This is a genomic window from Gordonia hankookensis (assembly GCF_014673215.1).
Taxonomy (GTDB): domain Bacteria; phylum Actinomycetota; class Actinomycetes; order Mycobacteriales; family Mycobacteriaceae; genus Gordonia; species Gordonia hankookensis.
Genome location: NZ_JACWMS010000001.1, coordinates 717193 through 733769 on the forward strand (window position 1 = coordinate 717193; position 16577 = coordinate 733769).

Sequence of the window (16577 nt, forward strand, 5' to 3'; positions counted from 1 at the left end):
CGACATCACAGGTCGCCATAGCCGACTCCGGCGTCGTTCAGCGCCGCGACGAGACTCGCGAAACGGGCGTTGCCTGCGAGATCTTCTACGAGTACCGGATCGCCGTGGTCGTCGGCGAGCGGAATACACCAGTTCGGATACTGCGCCGACCCGGTGCCGGGCTGGTTCTGGATGCGTCGCTCCCCCACGGCGTCGACGAGTGCGACACCCAGGAGTGCCGACGGAGTGGCGGCGACGAGCCGGTAGAGCGCCTCGACCGTTCGCTGGTCCGTGAGCGGAGTCCCGTCCTGCAGCAGGCCACGGTCGCGCGCCAGCGCCAGCACGGCGTCGCGCTCACGCTCGTCGCGCGCCCGTTCGGCTTCCTCGCCGGTCTCCAACAGACCCAGCCGGGAACGCAATTCGATGTGATCCCCGGCGAGATAGCCGACGGTCGGCGGAAGGTCGTGCGTCGTCACGGACGTCAGGCAGAGCTGTCGATACTTTTCCGGGGGGATGGCACCGTCGGGACCGTGTTCGAACCAGAGGATCGATGTACCGAGAATCCCTCTCTGCGCCAACGCATCCTGGACATGATGCTCGAAGACTCCGAGATCCTCCCCGATCACCACGGCGTCGGCCCGCTCGGCTTCCAACGCCAGGATGCCGATGAGCGCATCGTGGTCGTACCGGACATAGGTGCCGTCGGCCGGTCCCATGCCATCCGGAATCCACCACAGTCGGAACAACCCGAGGATGTGGTCGACGCGCAACCCCCCGGCATGCCGAAGAACCGTCCGGAGCATGTCCCGGTACGGCGCATAGCCGGCCTCGGCCAGCCGCCGGGATGCCACGGCGGCTGATCCCAGCCCTGACCCTGCTGATTGAAGCCGTCCGGAGGCGCGCCGACCGTGGCTCCGCGCGCCAGGACGTCGCCGAGCATCCAGACATCGGCGCCGTGCCGGGCCACCCCGACCGCCAGGTCGGCGATGATCCCGATGTCCATCCCTGCCGAGCGCGCTGCCCGCTGCGCCTCGGCCAGCTGCTGGTCGCAGATCCACTGCAGCCAGGTGTAGAACTCGACCCGGTCCGCCAGGCGATGACGCTGTTGTTTGACAAAGGCCTTGTCCTGCAGATGCTCGGACCATCTCGGATCATCCGGCGCGTATCGCTCGGTCAATGCGCACCAGGTCGCGAACCTGCGTAGGCCCTTGCCCTCGCGTGTGCGGAACGCGCGGTACTCGGCCGCCCGGGCCTCATCCAGCGGTTGCCGATGAATGAGCTCGAGGATCGACATCTTGGCGCGGAAGGACTTGTTGCGCTTGATTTTCCGTGGATTCACGTTGTCGTCGAGGAAATCCCGGCCAAGGGCGCGCAGCTTCTTGGCCACGCTCTTGTCCAGACCGGACAGCTCGGGGATGTCGGTCACGCGGATGTAGAGCGGGTTGACGAATCGACGGGTCACCGGCAGGTAGGGCGACGCCTCGATGGGCGCGTGCGGCTGCGCGGCGTGCAACGGATTGACCTGCACGAAATCCGCGCCGTAACTGCTCGCCGCCACTTCGCAGATCTGGGCGAGATCGGCGAAGTCGCCGACTCCCCACGATCGGGCCGATCTCGTCGAATAGAGCTGGACGGCCAGCCCCCACCGCTTGCGACCGGTCAGCCGTGCCGCAGTGGACAACCGTCGCGGCGTGACGATCAGTGGACGCCGGGCGGTCACCTCCGACACGGGGTCGAGCGCGTGCAGCGTGTGATAGCCGGGTGTCAGATCACGCGGGACCTCGAATGTCGCACGGCCGACCAGGATCTCGTCGACCACACGGGGCTCCACCCAGACATCGACCTGGGACGGGTGCGCGTCACCACCGTCTTCCGTGGTGATCCACACGTGCACGGGATTCCAGTGCGGGACATGGACGACGAACGTCGACCCGGACCCCTCGGTGGACACCGTCACGGGCGGGAGCATCATGCGCCACGGTTCGTCGTCGAGAGCGGCATGCGCCGTGGCGATCTCGTCGGCCGAACCGGCTGCGAAGCCCAGCGAACCGAGTACCGCGACTATCGTCGCCGAGCTCACCTCGTGATCGAGCTCGTCCCAGCCCACGTAGCTCGTTGCCACACCACACCGCCGGGCGAGTCCGGCCAGCTGCCCGCGGGACACATCGTCGGTCGTCACGCCAGCATCGTCTCAGGGTTCGGGCCGGAGCGCGCGTCATCGCCGCTCTGCGGGCAACCGTCGAATCGCTCCGCTAATGTGATCGCCATCACCACAACCGGTGGGCGCAGGCGGGGCCCACCGAATCGAAAGGGACATCATGGCCGACACCCTGACGCTCGACCCCACCACCACCGCTCTCGTTCTCATCGAATTCCAGAACGAGTTCACCAGCGACGGCGGCGTCTTGCACGATGCCGTCTCCGAGGTGATGGACAAGACCGGAATGCTCGCGAACACCGTCACGCTGGTCGAGAAGGCCCGCGACGCGGGTGTGACGATCATGCACGCCCCGATCACCTTCGCACCGGGCTATGGCGAACTCACGCGACATCCGTACGGGATCCTCAAAGGTGTCGTCGACGGCAATGCGTTCGTCAAGGACTCGTGGGGTGCGACGATCGTCGACGACCTCACCCCGGCCGACGGCGACATCGTCATCGAGGGCAAGCGCGGACTGGACACCTTCGCGAGCACCAACCTCGATTTCATCCTGCGCAGCAAAGGCATCACCACGATCATCCTCGGCGGATTCCTCACCAACTGCTGTGTGGAATCGACCATGCGATCGGGGTACGAGAACGGGTACCGCGTGATCACGCTGACCGACTGCACAGCGGCCACATCGGTCGCCGAGCACGACAACGCGATCAGTTTCGATTACCCGATGTTCTCCCAACCGGTGGAGTCGACCGCGGTACTGTCCGCCCTCTGACCGGAGCTCCGTTCACGGTGTCCGGGTCTCCGTCGCCAGATGCAGGTCGCGCTGCCGGATCAACGAGGTGGCGATCACGCTGATGACCGCCGTGACCGCGAGATACGCCGCGGCGAGCCATGGAGACCCACCGGCGACACCGATCAGGGCGGTCAGGATCAGCGGCGTCAGGCCGGACGCGTAGATGCCGGAGAATTGATAGACCACCGACAGCCCCGTATAGCGGACTTCGGTGGGGTACAGACTGGCGAAGAGGGTGCCCTGTGCGCCGTAGAAGAGTGCGTGCACCACCCCGAAGACCACGACCAGCGCGACGGTGAACCACACCAGGCTCTTCGTCCCGAACAGCGCGAACACCGGGAAAACGACGAGCCCGTACGCCGCGATGCCGATCAGATAGATGCGTTTGGGTCCGTAACGGTCGGTCAACAGCCCCGACACCGGCAGGAGCAGTGCCATCACCACCGATGCGATCGTGACGGAGATCAACACCGGCACCTCCGCGAGATCGAGTTCCTTGGTCGCGTAGGCGATCGCGAAGACACCCCACGTGTTGAACGCCGATCCCTCACCCCAGCGGGCCAGCATGCCGAGGACCGTGTTGCGCGTGTTCGGTGGCAGCATGACGTCGCGCAACGGCGCCGACGATTTCCTGGCGAGCGCCGCCACCTCGGCGAACGCGGGCGTCTCGTCGACCTTGAGCCGGACGATGAAGCCGATCACCACCAGCACGACGCTGACGAGGAAGGCGATCCGCCAGCCGTAGGTGAGGAACGCGTCGTCGTCGAGGGTCACCTGCAGGATCGCGAAGACTGCGGTCCCGAGCGCGAGGCCCAGTGCCAGACCGATCTGCGGGATGCTGCCGAACACTCCACGACGACGGCGTGGGCTGTGCTCGACGGCGAGCAGGACGGCGCCTGCCCACTCGCCCCCGAGCGCGAAACCCTGCAGCACCCGGAGCGCGAGGAGCAGGATCGGCGCGAGCACGCCGATCGATGCCGCGGTGGGCAACACCCCCATCAGTGCGGTCGCCGCACCCATCAGCACCATGGTCAACGCCAGGGTTCGCTTGCGCCCGATGCGATCTCCGATGTGCCCGAAGACGATCCCGCCGACCGGACGGACGACGAACCCCACCGCGAAGGTGGCGAAGGAGAGCAGGGTGCCGACGAATGAGCTCTGATCTGGGAAGAACACCGTGTTGAACACGAGACTCGCCGCGGTCGCGTACAGGAAGAAGTCGTACCACTCGATGGTGGTGCCGAGCAGACTCGCGGCGACGACGGTACGGAGCCGCCTGCGGCGCTCGTCGTCGGTCTCGTCGCCCAGGACGCGGGTGTCCGGAGCGGTGAGCGTGGTGGTGGCCATGACCGACGTACGTTAGCGACTCAGCGTCGCGCGCCCCAGGGTCCGAATCACGGTGATCAGAACTCTCCGGCCGTGACGTTCACGCGGACGAACGGCGCACTCAGCCGAACAGGACACCCGGATTGAAGAGGCCTGCCGGGTCGAATGCGTCCTTGACGGCACGCATCGCCGCACGGTCGACCTCTCCCCGTCCGAGATGGGTCCACGCCGTCTTCGCACGCCCGATCCCGTGCTCGGCACTGATGCTGCCGCCGTTGGCCGCGACGATGCCGAACACATGTGCGGTCAGCTCGTCGACGCGGTCCTCGGGGACGTCGAGCAGATTGACATGGATGTTGCCGTCACCGATGTGCCCGAAGAGGATCGGGCGGCACGGATGGTCGACCATCCCGGCCACCGCCTCGAGTTCGGCCAGAGCCTCGGGGAGCGCCCGGATCGGCACCGACACATCGAGTTTGACCACCGGTGTCGCGCTCGATCGCGCAATGGATTCGGTGTGCTGTTCCCGGGCCGCCCACAGCGCCCTGGCCGGGCCCGGCTCGAGCACTGCGTCGGCGACCGGCGCACTCTCCAGCGCCTCGAGCACCACGGCCTCGACGTCGCCCGTCCCGGATGTCTCGACGAGCACGTAGAAGGGTGCGCGCGCGGCAACCGGGCGTCGTGGTCCGTACTCCTCGACGAGCGTGATACCCGCCTCGGTCATGATCTCGGCTGCCTCGATGTTCAGCCCCCGATCGGTCAGGGACCCGAGGAAGCCGATCGCGTCCGCGACATGGTGCACGGCCGCCACACTGACGATCGTGTCGCCGGGTGTGGCGACGAGTCGGAACAGCACGCGGGTGATGACCGCAAGGGTGCCCTCGCTACCGGCGAGCAGTCCCGGAAGGTCGTAGCCGACATTGTCTTTCACGAGCGATGTCCACCGGCGCAGGATTCGGCCGTCCGCCAGGACTGCCTCGACACCGAGGACCTGGCTGCGGGTGTTGCCGTGCCGGATCATCCGGATTCCGCCCGCGTTGGTTGCCACCAGGCCGCCGGCGGTCGCCGATTCCCGCGATGCGAGGTCGACGGGAAATCTCAGTCCGGACTCGGCGGCCCGGCGATCGATCGCGTCGATCGTCGCTCCGGCCTGCACCCCGACGCAACGACCGATGGTGTCGACGCCGTCGATGTCGGTCATCCGCGTAGTCGTCACGAGGACCAGCGGACGGTCGGCCGGGTCGCCACCGACGGGCGGTACCGACCCGCCGACCAGCCCGGTGTTACCGCCTTGCACGCAGATCGCGATCCCGGCAGCGGCGCACGCGGAGACGACGGCGGCCATTTCCTCGGTGGTGCGCGGCCGGATCACTGCATCGGCCCGGCCGGTCCACCGGCCGGTCCAATCGGTCAGGTAGCCGGCGGCCGCGTCGGCGTCGTCGAGCACGTGCGCATCGCCGACGACGGCACGCAGGTCGGCCAGTGGCATCGCGCTCATCCGTCGATCCCGGTCATCTCTCGAGTATCGACCAGAATTGCGGGCTTCTCAGGTGAGCGCGTCGGGGATCGGGGTGTCTCCGTCGTCGAACTCGATGGTGCGCTCGACGGTCGTCGGGTCGGCGAGCACCGCGGCGGCCACCAGCGCGACGTTGTCGCGGCTGACCTCGCTGCTCGCCGCACGGTTCCCACCGGCGGTGATCCGACCGCTGCCCGGCTCGTCGGTCAACCGGCTCGGCCCCAGAATGGTCCAGTCCAATTCCGACGCCCGCAGATGCGTGTCGGCCGCCGCTTTGGCCTCGGCATAGGGGTAGAACGAATTGTCCTCGGGAACACCATGATCGGGTCCGGCACCGAAATAGGACACCATGACGTAGCGCTTCGCGCCCGCCGTCGCGGCGGCATCCATCGACCGGATCGCCGCGTCGCGATCCACCGCGAAGGTCCGGTCGGGGTCACCGCCCCCCGCTCCCGCGGACCACACCACTGCGTCGTGACCGGCCAGCACGGATGCGAGTCCGGCTGCGTCCAGGTCCTCGACGTCGGCCACGACAGGTGTGGCGCCGGTGGCGGCCACATCGTCGACCTGCGCTTCGTTGCGGATGATCGACGTCACGTCGTCACCGCGCTCGGACAACGTCTTCGCCAAGCGCAACGCGATCTTGCCGTGTCCTCCGATGATTGCCACGCGGGCCATCCTGGACTCCTCTCGATCGGGATCGTCTCCGCTCCACGCTACCGACGTCACACCTTGGTGCGCCCCCGGACGAGGCCGACCAGCCAGATCAGCAGGCACGCCCCCGCCAAGCACGTCACGAAGCTGAAGACGAGGCCTCCGCCCTCGACGTCGACGCCGAACAACCGGAGGATGAACCCACCGATCAGCCCTCCGACGATGCCGACCACGATGTTCAGCAGAATGCCCTGTTGGGCGTTGGTCTTCATGATCATGCTGGCCACCCACCCCGCCAGTCCGCCGATGATGATCCATCCGATGATTCCCAGTCCGAGCACGGCTCCTCCAGATCGTCGGGCGTCGGCACACCGTCGCCGCTGCGATCGGTGGCATCTACAGCGCGGACGCTACGCCGACACCTCGCAGGGCGGACCCACGACACCGGATTCGTCGCGAAGACGAGACCACCGACACTCCCGCCGTCCACTGAGACCTTTACCATTCGCTTACTTAGCACTAAGCAACTAATGTGCTGGGCAAGCGACAACCACTGGCCGCGGTGTCCCACGCGACCTCTCAGGGCGAAGGAATCAGGCCATGACACGAGCCGTCTCCGGTGCGGACATCGTCGGCGACGCCGAGGTCGCAACGCTCTATCACCAGCTCACACGGATCAACCGGACGCTGCGCACCCGGGGTGGCAAGAGCAATCTCACCGCCGGGGTCGCCGCAGCGCTGTGGACGATCATCAATCACGCCCCCATCCGTCTGTCGGAACTCGCCGAGCGTGAGTCCGTGACCGCGCCGACGATGTCCCGGATCGTGGCAGCACTCGAGGAACAGGGTTTCGTGGAGCGGACCCCGGACCCCGACGACGGCCGGGCACGGTTGCTCAACCCGACCCCGGCAGGGGTGGAACTCATCGCGAACGCACGGACCGAGAGGGCGCGCGTGCTCGCGGCGGCCCTCGACCGCCTCGACGACGACGACCGAAAGACCGTCGGCCATGGGCTGAGGCTCCTCGCCGAGGCCCTCGGCACCACCTGACCTCGCCGACCCCGCGACCCGATCCGCCGACTCGCCGATTCCCCCAAGGACTTCCATGACCTCCGCCACCCTCGCCGCACGTGCCGCGGCCGACCCGGGCCTTGATTCCGGGTACAAGTGGATCGCGCTCTCCAACACCACCTTGGGCATGCTGATCGCCACCATCAACAGCTCGATCGTTCTGATCGCCCTCCCGGACATCTTCCGCGGGATCCACGTCAACCCGTTGCTCCCCGAGAACACCAGCTACCTGCTGTGGATGATGATGGGCTTCCTGGTGGTCACCGCCGTGCTGGTGGTGAGCTTCGGACGCCTCGGCGACATGTTCGGTCGCGCCCGCATGTACAACCTGGGGTTCGCGATCTTCACCGTCTCGTCGATCTTTCTCGCCATCACCTGGTTCGACGGCAGCGCCGCCGCGATCTGGCTCATCGCCTGGCGCATCGTCCAAGGCGTCGGCGGCGCATTTCTGATGGCGAACTCGTCGGCGATCCTCACCGACGCCTTCCCCGCCGACCAGCGCGGACTCGCGCTCGGCATCAACGGGGTCGCCGCGATCGCCGGTTCGTTCCTCGGTCTGTTGGTGGGCGGCATCCTCGCGCCCATCCACTGGAACCTCGTCTTCCTCGTGTCCGTGCCGTTCGGCGTCATCGGGACCATCTGGGCCTACCTCAAACTGCGAGACACCGGCGTACGCCGGCGCGCCCAGATGGACTGGTGGGGCAACATCACCTTCGCGGTCGGGCTCGTGGCCGTGCTCGTCGGCATCACCTACGGCATCCAGCCGTACGGCGGACACAGCATGGGCTGGTCCAGCCCGATGGTGCTGTCGTGCCTGATCGGCGGCACCCTCATGCTGGTCGTCTTCGTGTTCATCGAGACACGGGTGCCGAGCCCGCTGTTCGACCTGCACCTGTTCGCCAACCGCTCGTTCACCTTCGGCAACATCGCCAACCTCATGTCATCGATCGGTCGTGGCGGACTGCAGTTCATCCTCATCATCTGGCTCCAGGGGATCTGGCTTCCCCAGCACGGCTACAACTTCGAGCAGACCCCGCTCTGGTCGGCCATCTACATGATTCCGATCACCATCGGATTCCTGCTGACCGCACCGGTGTCGGGCGCTCTGTCGGACCGATTGGGCACCAAGTGGTTCACCACCACCGGCATGCTCATCACCGCCGGGACGTTCGCCGCGCTCATCGCGATGCCGGTCGACTTCTCCTACCCCACGTTCGCAATCGTGTTGTTCCTCAACGGTGTCGGCATGGGTATGTTCTCGTCACCGAACCGCGCCGAGGTGATGAACAGCCTGCCCGCCGACGCCCGCGGCTCGGGATCGGGCATGATGACGACGTTCCAGAACGCCGCGATGGTGCTGTCGATCGGCCTGTTCTTCAGTCTGATGATCAGCGGGCTCTCGGCCCACCTCCCGGCGACGATGGGCGCAGGGCTCACCGCGAACGGCGTGCCAGCGGTGCAGGCCGACCAGATCGCGCACCTCCCGGCGGTCGCCGTCCTCTTCGCCGCCTTCCTCGGTTACAACCCGGTGGAACAACTGCTCGGCCCACAACTGTCGAGCCTGCCGCAGGGCAATCAGGACACGCTGACCGGACTGGACTTCTTCCCCCATCTCATCAGCAGTCCGTTCGCCGACGGCCTCAGTGCCGCTTTCACCTTCGCGATCGTGTGCTGTGTGATCGGTGCGCTCGCATCGCTGTTCACCGGCGCCCGCAGGTCGAAGGCCGTCGAACTCGAGGAGATCGGGCAGGAGACCTCCGGCGGGGCGACCGCGGACGTCGTCGAGCCGGTCACGTCCGAACTCTCGCCGCCGCTTCGGTCGTGAAGGTCTGAGCGAGCGCGCGGAGCCGTGCGTGATGCCGGTCGCCCTGGCGATCGAATGGTCGTCGAGCCGCATGCGATCGTCTCGGATCGAGCCGATCACCCCTCAGTCGTGGAACTCGTTCTTCGGCAAGCGCGGTCGCGCCCCGGCAGGCCAACGCCGACCCGGCACGCGCAGCGTCCATCCGGCCGGTGTCACCGTGAAGTCCATCCACCGGCCGTCGCCGAGCCAGAGCGACCACAGGTCCTCATCGGGAAAATCGCCGATACGCACGAACAGGTCCTGGCGACCGACGTGTGCAGTCATCCAGCCCTGGTCGTCGGGATCGTCGACGAAGACCGCCGTCGCGGCGAGCGCCGCCTCCAGGTCGTCGACGCGATCGGAGCGTTTGACCATCTGATCGTCTCCCTCTCAGTCCTCGAAGCGGACCGAGCTGACGGCCGATGCGATCGACCGCCGGAACATGTCGCCTTCGCGGGCCGGCGCCGTTCCGGTCGCGTGCAGGAGATACGCGACGTTTCCGCGGCGGTAGGCGGCGTATCGGATTGCGCAGTACCAGGTCTGATCGTCACCGACGTAGGTGCCCGTCTGCATCGAGGAGCCCTCGGTCCGGAAGCCCGGTTGCGTTCGGGTCGCCTCGTTCTCGGTCCACCCGGGCAGGGCACGAGGCTCGACGAAGGCGTGGTCGATCAGGCGGGACACATCGGCGCCGTGGTCGACGACGAAACGGGTCACCACGACCGCCACCGTTCCGTCGTTGCCGTGGTCTGCGATGAAGAGCTGGAGGTATCCCGGCGCAGTGGCCCGTCGCCAGACGTCGCGGTCGACGTCGATCAGGACCTCGCCCGGGATCGATCGTTCATCGGTCACGCGACTCGCGGTGACCGCCATCCGTTCGAGGCGTTCGAGAATCGGTGTCTCGTCGCCGTCGTGTGAGCGGTCGATCCGACGTGCACGCGCCGCGGGGTCGTACGCAACCGCATACGGTCGCAGCAGCGTCGGCTCCACCAAGCGGTTCTCGTCCCGGGTCGGGCGGTCGAGGTGATCGGTCTCAGCGGTCACCTCGGGTCACGCACCCTGCCACCTGCGGCTTCGGCGCGCATATCTGCGCCCGTCGCGTCCACCCAGTATTCGGCCACCAGCCGAGGATAGTCAGGAGGACCGACCAATGGGTGATCAACTCAGCGCGCGGCGTGTGAGATCCGCGATCTCGTCCGAAAAGGCAACGAGCATAATGGATTCGACAGTTGAATTTGCATCTTTGACAGCCCGAACCTGCTGGTCGACGGCGTCGTCGAGCGGCCATCCGTAGGCGCCACCGGAGATGAGCGGGAAAGCAACGGATCGCGCGCCGAGCGAGGCGGCCAGACGCAGGCTGCGGGTGTAGCACGACCGCAACACCTGTGACCGGTCGTCACGGTCGGAATACACCGGGCCGACCGTGTGGATCACCCAGCGCGCCGGCAGGTCACCGGCCGTGGTGGCGACGGCGGCACCGGCCTCGAGACCGGACGGCAACGTCGTCTCCCGAAGCAGACGGCAGTCCCGGAGGATGGCGGGGCCGCCGGCGCGATGAATCGCACCGTCGACGCCACCGCCGCCGAGCAACGAGGAGTTCGCGGCGTTGACGATGACGTCGGTACGCACCGAGGTGATGTCACCGGTGACGACGTCGATACCGCTCATGTTCGCCGATTGTAGGCGCGCCTACAGCGACATCGTAGGCACGCCTACAGCGACGACGACCCGTTCTGATGTTTGCCCGACCTGGACCGGTAAAGCACGTAGCCGCCGTAGATGGCCAGGCCGAACAGCGCAATCCAGAAGAGTCCCTTCAGAAGTGGGCCGACCATCGCGAGGGCGAGGAGCACCACCGCGATGATGCCGAGTACCTTCCAGAAGCCGAGTCCGTTGCCGGTCGTGTTTGTGGGTGTTGTTGGTGTGGTCATGACTCCACTGTGGACTTCCGCCGGCGGGAAATCATCAGGTGACGGTCGAATTCGGGGAAAGATCAGGGGCATCCCTGACCCGGGGCCGCGCACTCATCTCGACGCCGACCGCCCGAGCCGCGCCGGCTCGGTGTACGAGCAGCCGAGATCGCCCGGAGACGGGAAGCCGCAGCGGTCCCGGAACCATGCGACACCGATCTCGGCGACGCGGCGACGGGAACGACTCATCAGATATCCATGGGTGCACTCGTCGAAGACGTCGTCGTAGAACCAGGTGTCGAGCGCGGTGCGCGGCACGCTGAACGACGCGAGCAGCGGCGCCGACATGACCACGGTGGAGAGCCGGAGCAGGAACGTCTCCGAACTCAGCGACTGGATCTGTGCGCATTCGACGTCGTCGGTGTCGTCGACCCGCACGCCGGCCGGGCCGATGTCCAGGATGGCGGCCCGGGGCATCTCCGCCATCGATTGCACGAGCCACCGTTCCATCGCATCCCAGGTCATCGTGGGCGACGCGCCGGTCCCGCCCGACTCCATGCCGTGCATGTCCGGATGGGGATCTGGTTGCTGCGCGTTCACGGGCACCTCCTGTGGTCGGGATGGCGTCAGTGAATCACCGGCCACCGACAGTCTCCGTCGCCCGCCGGTCGTGTTGGCAGGATGGATTCGTGCCCATCCCAGATTTCATCCGTGACCTACGCCGCCACATCGGACATGAACCTCTTTGGCTGTCCGGGGTCAGCGCGGTGGTGCTCGACGGCACCGGGCGCATCCTGCTCACCCACCGTGCGGACACACACGAATGGGCGGTGGTGTCCGGTGTCCTCGAACCCGGGGAGGAACCCGCTCGGGCGGTACTGCGCGAAGTCGCCGAGGAGACCGGCATCCGGGCCGAGCTGGTGCGCCTGACCAGTGTCGACGTGACGCCGATGATCACCTACCCGAACGGCGACCACTCGCAGTACCTCGACGTCTGTTTCCTCGCCCGCCACGTGGACGGTGAACCGCACGCGGCCGACGACGAGAACACCGACGTCGCCTGGTTTCCCGCGGACGACCTACCCGAAGACCTCGCCGAGACGTCGCGGCTGCGCATCCAGAACGCTCTGCGCGACGATCCGGCGGCGTGGTTCCGCCGGTAACCGGGCGGGGCCGTCGCCCCGAATGCATCAGGGCTGCGGCGATCCGGCGTCACCGGTCACCGACTGCCCGACGGCCAGGTAGTAATCGCGCTGCGAAGGGTAGTAGTCGTCGAAATCGATGACGTCCGGATCGGAACCGCCGATCGCGGCCGACAACCGATCCAGGTAGTACTCCCATCCCGGTCCGGTGTTCTCGATCGTCGATGGATCGTCGACGATCTGACTGAGCACCAGCGTCGTGACCCCGTCGGCCTCGGACAGTTCGATGATCAGATCCCAGGTGCCGAAGTCATCGGCGGTGTACACCCGGAGCACTCGAGGCGGCTCGCAGCGACGGATGTCGTACCGGGTCGGCGACATGTTCTCCTCCCCCTCGGCGTTCATGGTGAAGTCGACGTGGCCGCTGAGAGGGTCACCGCTGTAGAAACCGATCCACCGGGCCAGTCGATCGGATTCGGTGACCGCCGCCCATACGTCGTCGATACCGGCCCGAAAGGTACGGGTGAACGCCACGGCGCCCCCTTCGGCGCGGACGACGTGACGGCCGGACGGATCTGTGGTCATGCGGAGTCCTCCTGTCGCTCGACCGCCGCCCTGCGCCGGTCACGCCTGGTGCGGTACACCTCGGTATCGAGGGCATCGAGCATGTCTTCGTCGATCCTCGACCGGCGCGAGCCCGGCGGACCGGTGCCGGGCGACGTGTCGGGGCGCGAACCGAGTGCTGCCAGGAATGTCCGGACGTCGTCCAGGGGTGCCGGATCGAGGTGGTAGTGACGTTCGCGGCCCCGCTCGGTGACGTCGACCAGGTCCGCGGCCGCGAGTATCCGCAGGTGGCGGCTGATGGCGGGCCGTGAGATCGGGTGGTCGCCTGCGAGCAGGTCGGTGATGTCGACAACCCGGCAGGGACCGTCGGCCAGGATCCCGAGGATCCGGCGACGGACCGGATCTGCGATCGCATCGAAAACGCCCACACGACGAATGGTAACCGATCGGTTACCATTCGCACCACAACCCGACGAAGTGAACCCCGCGTGACGACGCCTGCCGACTCGGATCGGAATACTCGCCCCGGCCCGTACCCTTGGAACGGACATGGCCAAGAGATTCGTCGCGACCGCCTATGGCGACCCTGCTGATGTGCTCGAGTGTGTCGATCACGAGATTCCGGCTCCGGTGTCGGGACAGGTGGTCGTGCAGACGCGGGCCATCGGGATGAACCCGGTCGACGTCAAGTCCGTCCGCGGCCAGACCGGCACCGACGGGTCGAGACTGCCTCTCGCCGTCGGGTACGAGCTGGCGGGAACGGTGACCGCGGTCGGCGACGTCGCAGACCCCTTCGCGGTGGGTGACGAGGTCATCGTGTACCGCGCTCACGGCGCGTACGCCGACAGCGTGCTCGCGAACGTCCGTGCCGTTCATCCGCGGCCGGCCGACCTCGACGTCGAACGCGCTGCCGGGCTCCTCCTCGTCGGGGTCACCGCGGCCGACGCCGTGCGTACCGCCGACGTGACCGAATCCGATGTCGTCCTCGTCCATGGCGGTTCCGGCGCGGCCGGCTCCATCGCCGTGCAGCTCGCCGTGACAGCAGGCGCGACCGTGATCGCCACGGCGAGTCCGGCCAACCATGAACATCTGCGCGCCCTCGGAGCGATCCCGGTGGCCTACGGCGACGGCCTCCTCGATCGGATCGTGCCGCTCACGCCTGCCCCGATCACCGCCGTGATCGACACGGTGGGCAACGACGAGGCCATCGACACCTCACTCACCCTGGTCGACAACCCGGGAAGGATCGTCAGCATCGCCGCCTTCGGACGTGCCGCCGACGGCATCGTCCTGGTGAACGGCAGCACACCGGAGAGCAGACGATATCGGGCCGAGGCCGTCGAGGGCCTCATCGCAGACGCTGCGGCGGGAACACTCGTCACCGAGGTCGCCGCGACCTTCCCGCTCGCCGACGCCGCGACTGCACTCGTGGAGCTCGAGCGCACACATCCACGGGGCAAGTTCATCCTGCTGCCGTGACCAATCCGAAAGCTGATCCAACCGAAAGGAAGTAGCCGAATGTCGGTTCCCACAATCACTCTCAACAACGGTGTGCCTATCCCCCAGCTCGGTTTCGGCGTTTTCCAGATCCCGCCGGAGGAGACCGAGGCGGCCACTCTGGCCGCACTCGAGGTCGGCTACCGCCACATCGACACCGCGGAGATGTACGGGAACGAGAAGGGCGTGGGCGCTGCCCTCGCCAAATCGGGGCTCGATCGTCGCGACGTGTTCATCACCAGCAAACTGAACAACGGCTTCCATGCCTACGACGACGCCCTCAAGGCCGCCGATCAGACGCTCGCCGACCTCGGTCTCGAGCAGATCGATCTGTTCCTGATCCATTGGCCACTACCCGGTGTCGGTGACTATGTCGAGACCTGGCGGGCGCTCGAGAAGTTCCACGGCGACGGCAAGGCGCGAGCGATCGGTGTCTCCAACTTCCAGCGCGCCCACCTCGAGCGGTTGTTCGCCGAAACCGACGTGGTGCCGGCGGTCAACCAGATCGAGGTCCATCCGTACCTGACGCAGAATGCCTTGCGCGCCTTCAACACCGAGCATGACATCGCGACCGAGGCGTGGTCGCCGATCGCCCAGGGCGACGTCCTCGACGACCCGGTGCTCGTCAAGATCGCCCAGGAGAAGAACCGCAGCACGGCTCAGGTCACCTTGCGCTGGCACATCCAGCGGGGCGACATCGTGTTCCCGAAGTCGGTGACCCGGGCACGGGTCGAGGAGAACTTCGCCCTCTTCGATTTCGAGCTCTCTGCCGAGGACGTGGCTGCCATCGACGGGCTGAACAAGGACCGTCGTCGCGGCCCGGACCCCGACGAGTTCAACTACATCCCGGAGAGCTGACCCGCGGCGTACCGGAACGATCCGGCCCCGTTCGCAGGGCCTCGGCCGCCGGGACCACAATGACCCCATGAGGATCTCCCAGCGCGCCGAGGCCGTCGCGCCGTTCTACGCGATGGAGTTCGGCAAGCGTGCCGCCGAACTCGAGGCCGCCGGTCACGACGTCATCAAATTGAGTATCGGTGAGCCCGACTTCGGTGCACCACCGGCCTTTCTCGCCGCGATCCGTGAGCTGACCGACGGGCGGCCGCTGACCTACACCGGGGCACTCGGCTTGCCCGAATTGCGCACGGCGATCGCCGGGTTCTGCGGCACCCGCTTCGGCGTGGATGTCGACCCACGGCGAGTGGTCGTCACGTCCGGGGCCTCCGCCGCATTGTTGTTGAGCTGTGCGGCCCTCGTCGATCCGGGCGACGAGGTCCTCGTCGCGGATCCGTCGTATCCGTGCAACCGGCAGTTCGCGGAGAGCTTCGGTGCTCACGTCCGTCTGATCCCGACCACCCCGGCGACGCGTTTCCAATTGACCGCGGAGCTCGTCGCCGGCACCTGGGGCGAGCACACCCGGGGAGTGATGGTCGCATCACCGTCCAATCCGACCGGGACGTCGGTGCCACACGACGAACTGGTGCGGATCTGCGCCGACGTGGCCGACCGCGACGGATGGCGGATCGTCGACGAGATCTATCTCGGCCTGGCCGATCGCGGGCCCGACGGCACCGCCCCGACGAGCATCCTGGCCGCAGACCCCGGGGCGATCGTCATCAACAGCTTCTCCAAGTACTTCGGGATGACGGGCTGGCGTCTGGGCTGGTGCATCGTGCCCGACGACCTCGTCCCGGTGATGGAGCGACTGGCGCAGAACTATTACATCTGTCCTCCGACACCGGCACAGCACGCCGCACTCGAGTGCTTCACCGACGAATCGCTCGCCCTTGCCGAGGCCCGCCGCGAGGAGTTCCGTATCCGTCGCGAACTCGTCGTCGACGGTCTGGCGCGGATCGGACTCGATGTGCCGGTCGTGCCCGACGGGGCGTTCTACGTCTACCTCGACGTCTCGCGGACCGGACTCACATCGTCGGAGTTCTGTGACCGAGCACTACGCGAGGTACACGTGTCCCTCACCCCGGGAAAGGATTTCGGCCACCACACCGCCGATGATCACGTTCGGCTGTCGTACGCGGCATCGACCGACGAACTGACCGAGGGGTTACGACGGCTCGGCGAGTTCGTCGGCACGCTCCCGCCACCCGCCTGAATCCGACTGTCAGA

At 66.9% G+C, this 16577-nt stretch carries 18 protein-coding genes and 1 pseudogene; 7 read left to right on the forward strand and 12 right to left on the reverse strand.

Annotated elements, in window-relative coordinates; translation table 11 throughout:
- Positions 1–5: 5 nt before the first annotated feature.
- A pseudogene (gene malQ, locus IDF66_RS03405) lies at positions 6–2158 on the reverse strand (4-alpha-glucanotransferase).
- A 139-nt stretch (positions 2159–2297) separates the two neighbouring features.
- Between malQ and IDF66_RS03410 the strand changes: the two are divergent.
- Positions 2298–2912, forward strand: coding sequence for a cysteine hydrolase family protein (locus IDF66_RS03410; RefSeq protein ID WP_164308829.1), 615 nt, complete (start codon positions 2298–2300; stop codon positions 2910–2912).
- A 12-nt stretch (positions 2913–2924) separates the two neighbouring features.
- Here the strand turns inward: IDF66_RS03410 and IDF66_RS03415 are convergent, their stop codons facing one another.
- The 4 genes from IDF66_RS03415 to IDF66_RS03430 form a co-directional block, all read right to left on the reverse strand.
- Positions 2925–4280: an MFS transporter gene (locus tag IDF66_RS03415; RefSeq protein WP_190265721.1), complete on the reverse strand. Its 1356-nt coding sequence runs from the start codon at positions 4278–4280 to the stop codon at positions 2925–2927.
- A 100-nt stretch (positions 4281–4380) separates the two neighbouring features.
- Complete coding sequence (locus tag IDF66_RS03420) at positions 4381–5757, reverse strand: FAD-binding oxidoreductase (RefSeq protein WP_190265722.1); 1377 nt, start codon at positions 5755–5757, stop codon at positions 4381–4383.
- Positions 5758–5805: 48 nt separating this feature from the next.
- Positions 5806–6453, reverse strand: a complete 648-nt coding sequence (locus tag IDF66_RS03425) for an SDR family oxidoreductase (protein ID WP_190265723.1) — start codon at positions 6451–6453, stop codon at positions 5806–5808.
- 47 nt (positions 6454–6500) lie between these two features.
- Positions 6501–6770, reverse strand: coding sequence for a GlsB/YeaQ/YmgE family stress response membrane protein (locus tag IDF66_RS03430; RefSeq protein WP_164308825.1), 270 nt, complete (start codon positions 6768–6770; stop codon positions 6501–6503).
- A 259-nt stretch (positions 6771–7029) separates the two neighbouring features.
- On the opposite strand from IDF66_RS03430, the gene IDF66_RS03435 reads away from it, so the two are divergent.
- Together IDF66_RS03435 and IDF66_RS03440 are read left to right on the forward strand one after the other, a co-directional pair.
- Positions 7030–7479 (forward strand): MarR family transcriptional regulator, encoded by a 450-nt coding sequence (locus tag IDF66_RS03435; RefSeq protein WP_190265724.1) that lies wholly within the window; start codon positions 7030–7032, stop codon positions 7477–7479.
- Between the two features lie 55 nt (positions 7480–7534).
- Positions 7535–9325: an MFS transporter gene (locus IDF66_RS03440; protein ID WP_190265725.1), complete on the forward strand. Its 1791-nt coding sequence runs from the start codon at positions 7535–7537 to the stop codon at positions 9323–9325.
- Positions 9326–9427: 102 nt separating this feature from the next.
- On the opposite strand, the gene IDF66_RS03445 is transcribed toward IDF66_RS03440, so the two are convergent.
- The 5 genes from IDF66_RS03445 to IDF66_RS03465 all read right to left on the reverse strand — a co-directional run bounded on the left by IDF66_RS03445 (position 9428) and on the right by IDF66_RS03465 (position 11850).
- Entirely contained in the window at positions 9428–9718 is a 291-nt protein-coding gene (locus IDF66_RS03445; RefSeq protein ID WP_164308822.1) for a hypothetical protein, read from the reverse strand.
- A gap of 15 nt (positions 9719–9733) precedes the next feature.
- The gene (locus tag IDF66_RS03450; RefSeq protein WP_317628574.1) at positions 9734–10384 is read right to left on the reverse strand and encodes an LpqN/LpqT family lipoprotein; all 651 of its coding nucleotides are present in this window, start codon (positions 10382–10384) and stop codon (positions 9734–9736) included.
- 114 nt (positions 10385–10498) lie between these two features.
- Positions 10499–11008, reverse strand: a complete 510-nt coding sequence (locus tag IDF66_RS03455; RefSeq protein ID WP_190265726.1) for an O-acetyl-ADP-ribose deacetylase — start codon at positions 11006–11008, stop codon at positions 10499–10501.
- 44 nt (positions 11009–11052) lie between these two features.
- The gene (locus IDF66_RS03460; RefSeq protein WP_190265727.1) at positions 11053–11271 is read right to left on the reverse strand and encodes a hypothetical protein; all 219 of its coding nucleotides are present in this window, start codon (positions 11269–11271) and stop codon (positions 11053–11055) included.
- Between the two features lie 93 nt (positions 11272–11364).
- On the reverse strand, positions 11365–11850 hold the full coding sequence (locus IDF66_RS03465; RefSeq protein ID WP_190265728.1) for a hypothetical protein: 486 nt from the start codon (positions 11848–11850) through the stop codon (positions 11365–11367).
- A gap of 89 nt (positions 11851–11939) precedes the next feature.
- Here IDF66_RS03465 and IDF66_RS03470 point away from each other — a divergent pair, with 89 nt between their 5' ends.
- Positions 11940–12413 carry an NUDIX hydrolase gene (locus IDF66_RS03470; protein WP_190265729.1) on the forward strand — a complete coding sequence of 158 codons (474 nt, stop codon included), beginning with the start codon at positions 11940–11942 and terminating at the stop codon, positions 12411–12413.
- 27 nt (positions 12414–12440) lie between these two features.
- Here the strand turns inward: IDF66_RS03470 and IDF66_RS03475 are convergent, their stop codons facing one another.
- Together IDF66_RS03475 and IDF66_RS03480 are read right to left on the reverse strand one after the other, a co-directional pair.
- Positions 12441–12977, reverse strand: coding sequence for an SRPBCC family protein (locus tag IDF66_RS03475; RefSeq protein ID WP_190265730.1), 537 nt, complete (start codon positions 12975–12977; stop codon positions 12441–12443).
- Positions 12974–13384, reverse strand: coding sequence for an ArsR/SmtB family transcription factor (locus IDF66_RS03480; RefSeq protein WP_190265731.1), 411 nt, complete (start codon positions 13382–13384; stop codon positions 12974–12976). Before IDF66_RS03480 ends, IDF66_RS03475 begins: the two co-directional genes overlap by 4 nt.
- A gap of 121 nt (positions 13385–13505) precedes the next feature.
- On the opposite strand from IDF66_RS03480, the gene IDF66_RS03485 reads away from it, so the two are divergent.
- The 3 genes from IDF66_RS03485 (at position 13506) to IDF66_RS03495 (ending at position 16563) form a co-directional block, all read left to right on the forward strand.
- Entirely contained in the window at positions 13506–14435 is a 930-nt protein-coding gene (locus IDF66_RS03485; protein WP_190265732.1) for an NADP-dependent oxidoreductase, read from the forward strand.
- Positions 14436–14474: 39 nt separating this feature from the next.
- Positions 14475–15311: an aldo/keto reductase gene (locus tag IDF66_RS03490; RefSeq protein WP_164308814.1), complete on the forward strand. Its 837-nt coding sequence runs from the start codon at positions 14475–14477 to the stop codon at positions 15309–15311.
- 67 nt (positions 15312–15378) lie between these two features.
- The gene (locus IDF66_RS03495) at positions 15379–16563 is read left to right on the forward strand and encodes a pyridoxal phosphate-dependent aminotransferase (protein WP_190265733.1); all 1185 of its coding nucleotides are present in this window, start codon (positions 15379–15381) and stop codon (positions 16561–16563) included.
- The last annotated feature ends 14 nt before the right edge of the window (positions 16564–16577 follow it).